Below are 13,475 nucleotides of genomic sequence, written 5' to 3'. Positions count from 1 at the left end.
ACCCAGGGGCAGGCAGCCCGGTCGTCTCGAAGCCCGGTGGTCAGCGGGTTTCGATGACGACCTTCTCGATGACCACGTCCTGGACGGGGCGGTCGTTGCGAGGGTTGGTGTCCGCGGTGGCGATGGCGTCGACGACCTTCTGGCTTGCCTCGTCGGCGACTTCGCCGAAGATGGTGTGCTTCCCGGTGAGCCAGGTGGTCGGGCCGACGGTGATGAAGAACTGGGAACCGTTGGTGCCGGGCCCGCTGTTGGCCATGGCCAGCAGGTACGGCTTGGTGAACGCCAGGTCCGGGTGGAACTCGTCGGCGAACTTGTATCCCGGGCCGCCGGTTCCGTTGCCCAGGGGATCGCCGCCCTGGATCATGAAGCCCTCGATCACGCGGTGGAAGACGGTGCCGTCGTACAGCGGGGCCGTGCTCGGTTGGCCGGTGTTGGGGTCCACCCACTGCCGCTCGCCCGTCGCGAGTTCCACGAAGTTCTTGACGGTCTTGGGCACATGGTTCGGCAACAGCCGGACCACGATGTCGCCCTTGTTGGTCTTCAAGGTCGCGTACAGCTCTTCCGCCATCTCAATCCTTCGGTTTCGGCACTCGGGGCACGGCCAGTCTTGCCGACGCCCGCGCCGGCGATGGGCGACGACACGGGATATCACCCGGACGGGCAAGCGCGCGTTGCATGCGGCGGCGGGGGACGGCCGACGATCGGCGTTCGGCAACGCCACGCGGCGGAGAGTTCCGCCCTTCCCCCCGGCCTCCCGGGCCACGGCCGCCGGCGTCATGCCTCCGCCAACACCGCCCCGATCACATGCCGCGCGTTACGTGCCATCGTCGGGTTCGTCCTGCGGTAGTACGGCAAGGCGATCAGCGCCTGCGAGAGCGTCCGTCCCCGGCCCCGCGTCCAGGTCGCGTCATCGACACCGAGTGCCTCGCGGAAGAGTTCCCTCGCATCGGCCGGCAACAGATTCCATGCCGGGAAAAGATCGCAGGCCGGATCGCCCACCCCCATGCACCCGAAGTCGATCAACGACGTCAGCCTGCCGCCGTTCACCAGCAGATTGCCCGGCATCAGATCGGCATGCAGCCACACCGGCGCCCCGTCCCAGCCCGGACTGCGCAGCGCGTCCTCCCATACGGCGGCCACGGATTCGCAGTCGACGTCCTCCCCCGGCATCCCGCGCAGTTCCTCGATCGCGGCCCGGGTCGCCGCGTCGAGTGCGGCGAGTGGTCCGCCGCGGTGGGCCTGCGGCGCATCGGGCAGGTTGATGCGCCGCATCGCCGTGACGACCTCGGCCAGATCCGCGGCCAGCAGCGCGGACTCGTCCAGTGCCCCTGCCACCGGGTTCTCGCCCGGCAACCACCGGTACACCGACCACGGCCACGGATACCCCTCGGCGGGTTGTCCGACCCCGAGCACTTCGGGGATGGCCGTGGGCAGTCGGGACGCGAGACGGGGCAGCCACTCCTGCTCCATCGACACGGCCTTGGCTCCGCCCTCGACCAGCGGCAACCGTACGACCATGTCGTCGCCCAACCGATACATGGCGTTGACCGTGCCTCCGGACGCAAACCGCCGCACCCCGATCGCCGCCCACTGCGGGAACTGCCCGGCGACCAACCGCCGCACGAGGTCATCGTCGATGGGGTGTTCGTCGGGATGCATTCGCCCTGTGCTCATGGCACACCATCGGACCGCTGAACTCCGACGAACGTCAAACGATTTCCCTCGTCGGCGGGCCCGGGATCGAGTTCGACGGCGACGGCACACTCCCGGGACCACCTCCGCCCGGAGCGAATTGCATCGCCCGGGCCGGCGAGCGGGCCGCCCGCCTCGGCCGTGGGCACGCGACGAGGTCAGACGGGCGGCAGCAGATCGCTTTCGCTGACGGTGTACGTCAGCGGCGGGTAGACGAAGTCCGCTTCCGTGTTCTCGCGGCGCCGTAGTCGGTAGAACTCGTGCTGCTGCTCATCGTCGGCCGACACGAGACGCGTATTCTGCGGGAGGTATGCATGTCCGCCGCGAAATCGAACGAGGGTCTTCGACGTTCGAAAGGTGACCCCCAGCCATTCGTTGTCCGCCGTCCGGCCGACGGGGGCATCCAATACGATTTTGTGCCTGAGTCGCCGATTCGATTCGACGGAGAACGCGACGATGCTGTTGTGGGCGAGGGGTATCTCGAACTTCTCGCCGCCGGACCCCTTCGATTCGAAGATCAGCTTCCTCGGCGGGCTCGCATCGGAATGCCGGTAGCAGGAGAAGACGGCGATAAACGAATCGTCGGCCAGATCGAGGGCTTGGTCGGAATGGCTGCCCATGGTTTTGTAAGCGTTCGTGTAGCTCTCGATGAGAGCGTTGTTGAAGCCGACCGAAAGCGCCGCGCTTTCTTGGACCCGTTGCGCCAGCCGTTCGTGCACCGCCCGGAAACGCTGCGTCGGGCTGCCGTATCGAGTGGTGGTACGCACGAGGGGCACATCACCCGCCTCGTCGACCCTGGTAAGCACGGCGCCGCGCCGGCCTCTTCCCACGTCTTCCCAACGGGTCGACGCGGACAGCTCCGCAAAGAGATTCTCCTCGGTCGACAAAGCGCAGGAGAGGATCTCGTCCGAGATCCTAGACTCGGGGGGCACCATAGTCTCCCGTGTTCATGCTGAAGAGAAAATCGTCACCGTAATCGATGAAGGACGAGGTTTTGTTCTCCTCGGCGTACAGCCTGCGCAGCTCGTCCATGCCCTCCGGCGTGGGTGGCCCCAGCCGCACCAGATCTCCGGCCACTTTGAGGAACGTATGGCCGTCCTTGTGCACGGCTTCGGCGCTCGAACAGCGCACCACGTATCCCAGGCGGGTCGGGAGCGACTCGGCGTCCAACATCGAGGGCCGGACCGCGTGCGTATACAGGCGGTTGGTGGACAACGGCATGAAGAATACCGAGCCGGGATGGAGGGTCACGGTGAACTGCGCGGGGAGCGTGACCCCGTCGTGTGCTTCGGCCGGATTCTTGAGGCGGAAGTGGAGTCTTGTCAGTCCGCTGTTGCCCTTCACGCCGTAGTCGAAGGCGTCTTCGGCCAGGGGTTGCAGCTTGTCGAGCCCGTCATAGAAGGTGCAGAAGGCCATGATGCCGTTGGCGGGCATGTCCTTGGTCTTGTCGGCATGGGCCGAGATCTTGGCCTTGGACTGCTTGCGCTCGGCCGTGGCGAGGGTGTTGTGGTAGATCTGGGCGAGAACGTGATTCAGCGGTGCCTGGTTCCGGAAAACGGCGGCGGCCTCGCGGTTCAGCGCCTCGACGATGTGCCTGTCGGTCGCGCGGAAGCTCTCGGTCGGCCCCGAGAGATTCGTGGAGCACCGGAGCAGGCGGAAATGTAGTTCGTCACCGTCTTGCGTGACGGGCGTCAGATAGATTCCGCTGCGATGGGCCGTTCCGGGCTTGGTGGACTCCGTCAGGGATTGGAAAGTGTGCTCCGCACGGATCCGCCCGAAGTGATCGGCGTCGAGTTCGAAGAACCGGCGGTAGTACACGCCGACGCCGTGTACGCGGACGGGAACCCGGCCGACATCGACGAGGGCCCAAGGTTCGTCGAGTTCCTCGGGGTAGCCGCGGGAAAGCTCCCGGACGACGAATACCCGGGCAGCCGCGCGCAGTTGATCGCTGCTGATCCCGGATACGTCGCCGCACAGGTAGACGGTCCGCTGCGCGAGGTCGGGCGCACCGGAAGCAAGGTCCTCCGGCGTGATGGTGGACCCGAAGAAGTCCCGGATCAAGTCGTTGTCCTGCAACATCGATGGTGCGACCAGGATGTTGCTCGCATCCTCGATGGAGGCTTCTGTCGGCTCTGTTGCGTGCATCAAACGTTGCCTGCCATTCGCGGATCTCGATGGATTGTCCAAAACCGGGGATATGGCAACGGCCCGCACTCTTTCATTTGTGTTGCGAAGCGTAAATGAAAGGAAACGGACCGTTGATTCGATGCTCTCACGGGGGTTCGACGGCGGGCAACGGGGTTCTGCGGTGCGGGCGGTGCGCGGAGTTGCTCGGAGCGGGCTTCGGTGTCCGGCGGTCCACGGCCGGCCGCCGGCGCGGCCTGCCGAGGCCGAAGCCGGGCAACGATCCGCGTCGGCTCGGTGGTTCGTCGGGCCGAGTGGGGCTCCGGTGGGTCGGGCGCGGACGTGGACGGTGCCTGCGGTGGCGGGCCCGTCGAGAAGGGCGGACGGTCTCCCGGGTGGGTCAGGTTCGGATCGGGACGAGGAGGACGGGGGACTTGGCGTGGTGCAGGAGGGCGTGTACGACGCGGCCCAGGTTGGGGCCGAAGCGGCCGGTGGGTCGGTGGGCGGCGAGGACCAGTAGCTCGGCGTCGGCGCTTGCCGCGATGAGGGCGTGTGTGGGGGTGTCCAGGATGACGTCCTCGGTGACGGTGACCTGCGGGTACTTGTCGCGGACGGGCTTGACGGCGCCGGCCAGCGTGGTTCCGGCCATCATGCGCCAGTCGTCCATGATCGACACGGCCGGGGCGTACGCGACGCTGCCGGCCGGCATCGGCGGATAGCGCCACGCGTGCACGGCGCGCAGTGGCAGGTCTCGGGTTCGGGCCTGGACGAAGGCGGCCTCGATGGCGGGGCCGCAGTCGTCGCCGGAGACACCGACCACGATCGCCTTCGGGGTGCGGTCGGGGCTCGTGTCGTGGTCGGGGCGCACGACCAGGATCGGACAGCGGGCCGCCGCGGAGACGGGGAGGCTGACCGAGCCCATCAGCAGGCCGGCGAAGCCGCCCATCCCTCGGCTGCCGACGACCAGCAGCGCGGCGCGGTCGCTCGTGGCCTCCAACACGTCGATGGCGTTGGCGAGTTCGACCGTGGCGACGACCGGCAGGTGGTTGTGCCGGGCCCGGGCCCGGGCGGCGCCCCGCTCGACGATGGCGCGGGCGTTCTCGCGCAGTTGTTGTCCGAAGCGGTCGTCGCCACCGGCGACTTCGACCCACTCCAGGGCGTGCAGCACTTCGAGGGTGGTGTGTCGGCGGACGGCCTCGTCGGCGGCCAGGTCCACGGCTCGTTCGGCGCCGGGGGAGCCGTCGAAGCCGACGACGACGTGCCCCTGGAGCGGAGCCGGGCCGGAGGTGGATTCCTGGGTCATGGTGGGGGATCCCTTTCGAGGTGGTCGTCGAGGCGTCGAACGTGGTGGCCGTACATCGAGTGCCCGGGCCGGCGGATGCTCAGTCGTGCTCGGTCGTGCTCGGCGGTCGCTCGTCGTCCGGGTCGGGGACGATCACCAGCGGGCAACGGGCGTGGTGGATCAGCCCGTGGCCGACCGAGCCCAGGAGCAGGCCGGCGAAGCCGCCGCGTCCGCGCGTACCGACGACCAGGCACAGGGCGTGCTCGGCGGCCTCGCGCAGGACCGCGACGGGGTGTCCGACGGCGACCTCGCGGTGTACGGGCACGGTCGGGTACTTCTCGGTCCATCCGGCGAGCGTCTCGGCGAGGCGCAGTCGGCCCTCCTGCATTTCCTCGCGCATGCGCAGCCCGGCCAACAGGCCGCCGGGCAATTGGCGGACGTTGATCGCCACGATCGTGGCGCCGCGCCGGGCGGCCTCGTCGAAGGCGTACGCCACGGCCGGCTCGGAGTGCCGTCCCCCGTCGACCGCGACCACGATGGTCGGTGGCTCACCGCTCGTGTGCTCGGGTTCCCGGACGACCACGACCGGGCACGTCGCGTGCGCGGTGACCGGTACCGCGATTCCGCCGGTGGTCAGCAGCTCCGCGGCTGTGGACAGGCGGCGTGAGCCGAGTACGACCATCGCCGCGTCCCGGGAGTGCTCGCGCAGCGCGGCCACGGGTGTTCCATCGGCCAGGACCGATTCCGTGCTCAGCCGAGGGTGGCGGGGCGCGACCAGTTCGCGGGCTGCGTCCAGGGCCCGGACGCCGGTTGCGCGGAAGCGTTCGCCCCAGGTTTGACGGTGCGGGTTCGACTCGGGATGACGGTCGGCGCCGAGCGGCCAGTCGAGGGCGTGCACCAGGCGCAACGGCAGGCCGCGGCGGGCGGCCTCGTCGGCTGCCCAGACCACGGCGAGCCGGCCCGCGTCGGTGTCCTCGATACCGACGACGATCGGTGTTGCTCCCACGTGCACGGTCACTGTCGACTCCTTCTCCCGAGGCCGATCGATCACCTGTCGGCCCGTGCTTCGAACCCTGCCCGTCCCAGCCGGGCCCGGGCAGGGCCGTTGGACCCGGGTCCCCGGACCGGTCGGCCCTGCCGGAGGCGGAGGTTCGGCGCGAGGCTGGCGGCGAGCGGCGCGCACGCGCCTCGGCCGAAGGGAACGGGACCATGCACGAGGTCGGTACACCGCACGCGATCTGGGCGCTGGCCGCCGATGGCGAGACGGTACTGCTGCGGCGTCCGGGCCCCGAGGATCGGGACCGGGTGCTGGCGATGCACGCCGCCATGTCGGCGGAGAACCTCTACCTGCGGTTCTTCGGCGCGTCGGAGTCGGCGGCACGCGAGACCGCCGAGCGGGTGAGTACGCCCGACCGGGCCGGATGCGGCGCGCTGGTCGCGCTCACCCCGGACGGGGACGAGGTGGTCGGGGTCGTCGAGTACGACGGCGCCATCGGCTCCGGCGAGGCCGAACTGGCGTTGGCGGTGGCCGACGCGTGGCACGGCCGGGGGATCGGCACGCTGCTGATCGAGCACGTGGTCACGATGGCTCGCACGGCCGGCATGCGCACGCTGGTGGCGGACCTGTTGCCGTGGAATCGGCCCATGTTGCGGGTCCTGGAGGACATGGGAATGCCGGTGCGCAACCGTCTCGTGTCCGGTGTACTGAGCTGCGCGATTCCGCTGGACGGTGACATACCGACGGTCGAGCGCTACCTGACCGCCGTGGCACGGCGCGAAGCCCTGGCGGATGTGGCCAGCCTGGTACCGCTGTTCGCGCCCCGCGCGGTGGCGATCGCGGGCGCCGGGCGACGGGCCGACTCGGTCGGCCGGGCGCTGCTGCACAACGTCAAGGCGGCCGGCTATGCCGGGTCGTTGGCCGTACTGCATCCCACGGCGACCGAGATCGACGGCGTACCGGCGTTCCCGACGCCGGATCTGCTTCCGGAAGTGCCCGATCTGGTGGTGGTGGCCGTCCCGGCCGACCGGGTCCCCGCTGTGGTCGAGGACTGTGGACGCGTCGGCGTGCGGGCGGTGGTCGTGGTGACCTCGGGCGGCACGCCGGAGCAGGCCGCGCGGGTGCACGCCTCCATTCGCAGGCACGGGATGCGCATGGTCGGCCCGAACTGCCTGGGCATCGCGCAGACCGACCCGACGACGGCCCTGAACGCGACCTTCGGCTGGGCCGTCCCCACTCGCGGCAGCGCCGGGGTGGCGGTGCAGTCCGGCGGGGTCGGCATCGCGTTGACGGAGCAGTTGAACCGGCTGGGGATCGGGGTGTCCACGTTCGCGTCACTCGGTGACAAGTACGACGTCAGCGGCAACGACATGCTCCAGTGGTGGCAGGCCGACCCGCAGACCACGATGGCGATCCTGCACCTGGAATCGTTCGGCAACCCGCGCAAGTTCTCCCGGATCGCCCGTACCGTCGGCCGCACCAAGCCGGTGCTGACCGTGGACGCGGGCCGTTCCGCCGCCGGGCGCCGCGCCGCCGGATCGCACACGGCCGCCGCGGTCACCCCGACGGTGGCGCGGGGCGCGCTGTTCCGGCAGGCCGGGGTGACGGCCGTACAGACCCTCGGCGACCTGGTCGCCGTCGCGGCCCTGTTGCACTCCCAGCCGTTGCCGGACGGCGCCTCGGTCGCGGTGATCGGCAACGCGGGGGGCGCCGGAGTACTCGCCGCGGACGCCTGCGTGGACGCGGGCCTGGCGGTGCCGCGCTTCGGGCCGGACCTGGAGGCCGACCTGCGGGCGCTGCTGCCCGCCGGTGCCGCGTGCGCCAACCCGGTCGACACCACCGCCACCGTCGACGGCGAGACCCTGCGCCGCTGCGTGGACCGGGTCATGGCCGCGGGCCACGTGGACGCGGTGGTACTGGCCTTGGCCCCGACCGCGCTCGGCGACCCGCTCGGCGACATGTTGGGCGGACCTGCGGTGGGTGAGCGCCCGGTCCTGGTCGTCGCGCCCGAACGCGCCGCCTCCGTGGAGCTGTTGCCCGCCGCGGGCGGGACGGTGCCGGTGTACAACGACGCGCGCACCGCCGCCGTAGCCCTCGCCCACGCGCACGAGCGCGCGATGTGGCTGACCCGACCGCGCGGCACGGTACCGGCGTTGCCCGACGTCGACCGTGGTGCGGCCCGCTCGCTCGCCGCCGACTACCTGGGGCGCGAGCCCGACGGAGGATGGCTGCCGCCGCGCGAATGCGCACGTCTGCTGGGCGCGTACGGCATCGAAGTGAGCCCGTGGCGGCAGGCGTTCGACGCCGACGAGGCGGTGGCGCTGGCCCACGAACTGGCCCCCCTCGGCGCCGACGGAGCGGTCGTACTCAAGGCGTACGGCCCGCAGATCGTGCACAAGAGCGACGTGGGCGGGGTCCGGCTGCGCCTGGTCGGCGACGACGCGGTACGCGAGGCGTTCACCGACCTCGCGCATCGCATCGGCGCGCTGATGGAGAGCGTGGTCGTCCAGCCCATGGCCGCCTCCGGCGTCGAACTGATCGCCGGGGTGACCCAGGACGAGGTATTGGGTCCGCTGGTGGTGTTCGGCCTCGGCGGCGTGACCACCGACCTGCTCGCCGACCACGGCGCCCGGCTCACCCCGCTGACCGACCTGGACGCACACGCGCTGCTCGCCGGTTCGCGTGGGGCACCGCTGCTGTACGGCCATCGGGGTGCGTCCGCCACCGACACCGCCGGGATCGAGAACGTCCTGCACCGCCTGTCCAGGCTCGCGGACGACGTGCCGCAACTCGCGGAGGCCGACCTGAACCCCCTGGTGGCCCGGCCCGACGGCGTCACCGTGCTCGACGCCCGCATCCGCCTCGCGCCGCGACCCGGACACGATCCGTACCTGCGGCGCCTGCGCTGAACCGGGGTACTCCACTGCGATGATCGCCCGAAGGTGACCGAACCCGGGGACGGTCCGTCCGGACCGCCCCCGGGTTCGGTCACGAATCCGTGGCTGGTGGAGGGCACCGCGGCCGCGTGCCCGACCCCGGTGGTTCCACTCCTCGTCATCCGTTCGACATTCCCGCCCGATACCGTGCACCGTTGTCGAAATGCCCTTCCATCGGCTCCTGCGGCCGTCGTCGTAGAGGAGTGCGAGATGGGTGCGTCCGCGTCCGCCGGCAGCGGCGAGCTGAAACGGCATCTGGGCGTGTCCGATGCCGTGATGATCGGACTGGGCTCGATGATCGGGGCCGGGATCTTCGCCTCCCTGGCCCCGGCCGCGTCGGCGGCCGGCTCCGGACTGTTGCTCGGACTGGCCCTGGCGGCGGTGGTGGCGTACTGCAACGCGACGTCCTCGGCACGGTTGGCCGCCCGCTACCCGCAGTCGGGCGGCACCTACGTCTACGGGCGCGAGCGGCTCGGCGACTTCTGGGGATACCTGGCCGGGTGGGGCTTCGTGGTCGGCAAGACCGCCTCGTGTGCGGCGATGGCCCTGACGGTGGGTTCGTACGTGTGGCCCGGACAGGCGCATGCGGTCGCCGTCGCCGCGGTGGTGGTGCTGACGGCGGTGAACTACGCGGGCGTGCAGAAGTCCGCGCTGCTGACCCGGGCGGTGGTCGCCGTCGTCCTGACGGTGCTCGCCGCGGTGGTCGTGGCGTGCCTGGCGTCGGGCTCCGTGGTCGCCGGTCGGCTGGACGTCGGTGCGGACGCCTCCGCGGGCGGGGTGTTGCAGGCCGCCGGCCTGTTGTTCTTCGCGTTCGCCGGGTACGCGCGCATCGCCACGCTGGGCGAGGAGGTCCGGGATCCGCAACGGACCATCCCCCGCGCGATCCCCCTCGCCCTCGGGATCACCCTCGTGGTGTACGCGGCGGTCGCCGTCGCCGTTCTGCTGGTGCTGGGCCCGGACCGACTTTCCGACGCCGCCGCGCCGCTGGTCGAAGCGGTCCGCGCGGCGGGTGTCCCGGGGCTGGCGCCCGTCGTTCGGGTCGGTGCCGCCGTGGCCGCACTCGGTTCGCTGCTCGCCCTGATCCTGGGCGTCTCGCGTACCACCCTGGCGATGGCTCGCGACCGGCACCTGCCGCACGCCCTGGCCGCCGTCCATCCGCGTTTCCGGGTGCCGCACCGCGCCGAACTCGCCGTCGGCTGCGTCGTCGCGGTCCTGGCCGCCACGACGGACGTGCGCGGTGCGATCGGCTTCTCCTCCTTCGGCGTGTTGGCCTACTACGCGATCGCCAACGCCGCCGCCTGGACCCTGGCCCCCGAAGAGGGGCGCCCGGCCCGGATCGTGCCGATCGTCGGCACGTCCGGCTGCCTGGTCCTGGCCTTCGCCCTGCCGCTCGCCTCGGTACTCGCCGGGGCCGTCGTGATCGTGGCCGGCGCCGCGGCCTACGGCGTCCGCGGAGCGGTCGGCCGCAACACCTGACGGATCGCCGTGTCGGGCGGACGGTTCGAACTCACCCGCCCGAGGAGGGCGCCGGGTCGGGCGCCGTCGCCTGCCCCGAAGGCGAACGGGCGCCTGTGGTCTGCTGCATCAGCCGGCCGGTGACGAACTCGGAAGTGATCGAGAACCACGCCTGGTTCTCCTCGGCACCGGCTTCGGACAGCAGGTGCTCCAGGCGGGCGACGGATGCGGGGGCGTGGACGCGGGAGGCGTGGCCGGTGATGGTGCCCGTCCAGCCGGTACGTGTGGTCGGGTCGATGTGGTCGGCCTGGAACGCGACCACCGCGTTCAAGGCGGCTTTGGCGAGCGTGGAGTCGGCGGGGGCGCGGAAGACCACGGACTCCCCGTCGAAGGCGAACGCCACCAGGTGCACGGCCGGGAGAGCGTCCTCGCTGACGACGACACGTCCCACCTGTGCGCCGGCCATCAACTCCAACGTCTCCCGGCGGTCGAGGAGATGTTTCGTCACGAGGTCTTCGCTCATTTCTCCACTTTCGAACCCGAACGGGTCTTCGACCAGGGCCGAACGGCCCTGTCCCGGTGGATCGCGTCGCGCCCACCCGGGACAGGGCGTGTCCACCGCTCGGCGCGGCGGAAGTCCGCCGCCGACGCCCCGGAGGGCGTCACGGTCACCGTCACCTCGTGTGGACGGCCGGCGACGGTGCAAACGGCGGTGGCCCGCGTGTCGTCCACCGGCATCGGCGCGGGACCACACATGGCTCGGCCGGGCCCGTCACCTGGACGGTACCCGGCCGAGCCCCCGGCGATCAGAGCAGCCAGCGGTGGTCGCGGACGATCGGCAGCCGGGCCCACCGGGCGCCGAGGCCGAGTCGGCTGCCGACGGCGATCGCGGCGAGGGCGATCAGCGAGATCGCGTAGATGACGTGGTAGTCGGTGAAAGGGTTGGTGGAGGCGGTGGGCTTGCCGCTGTCGAGGTGCTTGGCGGGCGGCCACTCGGCGATCCACATCAGCGCCATCATCGCGGTGCCGGAGAGGGCCGCCAAGCGCAGGCCGATGCCCAGGATCAGGGCGAGACCGACACCGAGCAGACCGAGCATGAACAGCAGGTCCGCCCAACCCTCCCCGGCCCAGCCGCGCAGCGTCCCGGCCATCGGGCCGACGTCCACGTGGGACAGGAATCCCTTCGTGGGGGAGCCGCCGTCGACCCAGCCCTTGCCGTTCGCGGTGGCGTAGCCGAGGCCGAACGCCTTGTCGAGGAACGCCCACAGGAACACGAAGCCCAGCAGGACGCGCAGGCCCGCCACGGCGACATCGCCGGTGTGCACCGCGCCGATCGCCGGGGAGCCGGCCACGACGTCGGGCCCGGTCTCGTCGGTCCGGATTCGGGGCGCCGAGGCGGAGCGGTGGGGCAGGTGCAGGCGCGGGGACCGTCGGTGATCGTGTGCGGTTGCCATGTCGATTCCCTCCCTGGTGGCGCCGGGCCCGGTGCTCGGCGCTCGGCCACGAACGAGCTCTCCTGGGCCGTGACGCCAATGTCCCGTGATCCCGGTACCCCTCCCAGGGCCGAGAGGCCCGAACCGGCGGGTCCAACAGCCGGTTGCCGTTGGGACGTTGCCGGTGAACCGCACGGCTCCACACCGAAAGGGGCGGTCGCCCCCGACGGATCGGGGAAGACCGCCTCGGGTCGGACTTCTCGTCGCGGTGCGGCGAACGACGTCGGACGCCGTCACCCCAGCGGGACGCGCCATTCCACCAGTGCGCCGCCCTCGGGTGTGGACCCGAACGAGCAGGTACCACCCAGGGATTCGGCCCGCTCCCGCATGTTCCCCAATCCGCTGTGGCGTGTCGGTGTGGCCGGCGGACCGACTCCGTCGTCGCGTACCCGAAGTCGTACGTGTTTGTCGTCGGTCTCCACGTGGACCTCGACCCGGCTCGCGTGTGCGTGGCGTGCCGTGTTGGCCAGCGCCTCGCGCAGGACCGCGATCAGGTGCGCGGCGACGGCCTCGGGTACGGAGGTGTCCAGCAGGCCGTCGACGCGCAACGTCGGGGCGAAGCCCAGGATTTCGGTGGCGGCGTCGACCTCGCGCAGGCAGCGCGAGCGCAGTCCGGTGCCGGTGTCGCGGTCCCGGGCCTTGAGGGAGAAGATCGTGGAGCGGATGACCTTGATGGTGTCGTCGAGGGCGTCCACCGCGGATTCGACGCGTTCCAGGGCCTCGGGGTGGTCGATGAAACGGGTCGCGCTCTGGAGGGTCATGCCGGTGGCGAACAGCCGCTGGATGGCCAGGTCGTGCAGGTCGCGCGCGATGCGGTCGCGATCCTGGAGCACGGTCAGCAACTCCGCGTCGCGGCGCCGCTCGGCGATCTCCAGGGCCAGGGCCGCGTGGTCGGCGAAGCCGGCGACCATGCGCAGCACGGCCTCCGTCAGCTCCGGACGTTCCGCCCGGTTGGCGACCTGGAGCACCCCCCGGATGCTGTCGGGAGTGCCGAGCGGGAGCAGGAACGCCGAGCCGAGATCGATGCCCACGGTTCTTGCCACCACCGCACCGGGATCGTGACCCAGGTCGCTGCGCGTGATGGTCTCGCCGGAGCTGAACACCTTGCCCATCAAGGTGCTTTCGCCGGACAGGACCAGCCCGCGGACCCGGTCCGCCAATGGTCCGGCAACGGCCTCGACGACCAGGTCGTCGGTACCGGCCACCGGTACCGCCAGGGTCACCAGGTCGGCGTCGGCCATCTCGCGAATGGTCGTGGTGAACGAGCGCAGCACGTCCGCGGGAGGTTCGCCGGAGAGCAGGCTCCGGGTCAGTTCGGAACTCGCCGCCAGCCACCGTTCCCGACGGCGCACGTCGTCGTACAGGCGGGCGTTGTCGATCGCGACGCCGGCCGCGGCGGCAAGGGTGCGCAGGACCGCCTCGTCGTCCTCGTCGAAGTCGGTGCCGCCGCGTTTCTCGGTCAGGTACAGGTTGCCGAAGACGGTGTCGCGGATGCG

Annotated in this window: 11 protein-coding genes; 2 read left to right on the top strand and 9 right to left on the bottom strand. The window is 70.9% G+C overall.

Annotated elements, in window-relative coordinates; genetic code table 11:
- Window positions 1-40: 40 nt before the first annotated feature.
- From ACFXMF_RS42430 to ACFXMF_RS42405, 6 genes are all read right to left on the bottom strand, one after another.
- Window positions 41-568 carry a peptidylprolyl isomerase gene (locus ACFXMF_RS42430; protein ID WP_360319053.1) on the bottom strand — a complete coding sequence of 176 codons (528 nt, stop codon included), beginning with the start codon at window positions 566-568 and terminating at the stop codon, window positions 41-43.
- Window positions 569-774: 206 nt separating this feature from the next.
- Window positions 775-1,674: an aminoglycoside phosphotransferase family protein gene (locus ACFXMF_RS42425; RefSeq protein ID WP_379992109.1), complete on the bottom strand. Its 900-nt coding sequence runs from the start codon at window positions 1,672-1,674 to the stop codon at window positions 775-777.
- A 176-nt stretch (window positions 1,675-1,850) separates the two neighbouring features.
- Window positions 1,851-2,624, bottom strand: coding sequence for a hypothetical protein (locus tag ACFXMF_RS42420; protein ID WP_379992110.1), 774 nt, complete (start codon window positions 2,622-2,624; stop codon window positions 1,851-1,853).
- Window positions 2,608-3,837, bottom strand: coding sequence for a hypothetical protein (locus tag ACFXMF_RS42415; protein ID WP_379992108.1), 1,230 nt, complete (start codon window positions 3,835-3,837; stop codon window positions 2,608-2,610). Before ACFXMF_RS42415 ends, ACFXMF_RS42420 begins: the two co-directional genes overlap by 17 nt.
- A 379-nt stretch (window positions 3,838-4,216) precedes the next feature.
- Entirely contained in the window at window positions 4,217-5,119 is a 903-nt protein-coding gene (locus ACFXMF_RS42410) for a universal stress protein (protein WP_360319059.1), read from the bottom strand.
- Window positions 5,120-5,198: 79 nt separating this feature from the next.
- Window positions 5,199-6,116 carry a universal stress protein gene (locus ACFXMF_RS42405; RefSeq protein ID WP_379992107.1) on the bottom strand — a complete coding sequence of 306 codons (918 nt, stop codon included), beginning with the start codon at window positions 6,114-6,116 and terminating at the stop codon, window positions 5,199-5,201.
- 191 nt (window positions 6,117-6,307) lie between these two features.
- Here ACFXMF_RS42405 and ACFXMF_RS42400 point away from each other — a divergent pair, with 191 nt between their 5' ends.
- Window positions 6,308-9,004, top strand: coding sequence for a GNAT family N-acetyltransferase (locus tag ACFXMF_RS42400; protein ID WP_379992105.1), 2,697 nt, complete (start codon window positions 6,308-6,310; stop codon window positions 9,002-9,004).
- Between the two features lie 237 nt (window positions 9,005-9,241).
- Window positions 9,242-10,507: an APC family permease gene (locus ACFXMF_RS42395; RefSeq protein ID WP_379992654.1), complete on the top strand. Its 1,266-nt coding sequence runs from the start codon at window positions 9,242-9,244 to the stop codon at window positions 10,505-10,507.
- Window positions 10,508-10,538: 31 nt separating this feature from the next.
- Here ACFXMF_RS42395 and ACFXMF_RS42390 read toward each other — a convergent pair whose 3' ends face one another.
- From ACFXMF_RS42390 to ACFXMF_RS42380, 3 genes are all read right to left on the bottom strand, one after another.
- Window positions 10,539-11,009, bottom strand: coding sequence for a pyridoxamine 5'-phosphate oxidase family protein (locus ACFXMF_RS42390; RefSeq protein WP_379992655.1), 471 nt, complete (start codon window positions 11,007-11,009; stop codon window positions 10,539-10,541).
- Between the two features lie 283 nt (window positions 11,010-11,292).
- Window positions 11,293-11,940, bottom strand: coding sequence for a hypothetical protein (locus ACFXMF_RS42385; protein ID WP_360319069.1), 648 nt, complete (start codon window positions 11,938-11,940; stop codon window positions 11,293-11,295).
- Window positions 11,941-12,212: 272 nt separating this feature from the next.
- A partial coding sequence (locus ACFXMF_RS42380; protein ID WP_380021125.1) for a GAF domain-containing protein occupies window positions 12,213-13,475 on the bottom strand: 1,263 nt, incomplete at its 5' end.

The sequence above is a fragment of the Embleya sp. NPDC059213 genome (assembly GCF_042754445.1).
Classification (GTDB): domain Bacteria; phylum Actinomycetota; class Actinomycetes; order Streptomycetales; family Streptomycetaceae; genus Embleya.
The sequence above is the reverse complement of the archived record's forward strand: the minus strand, read 5'-3'. Positions and strand labels throughout refer to the sequence as shown.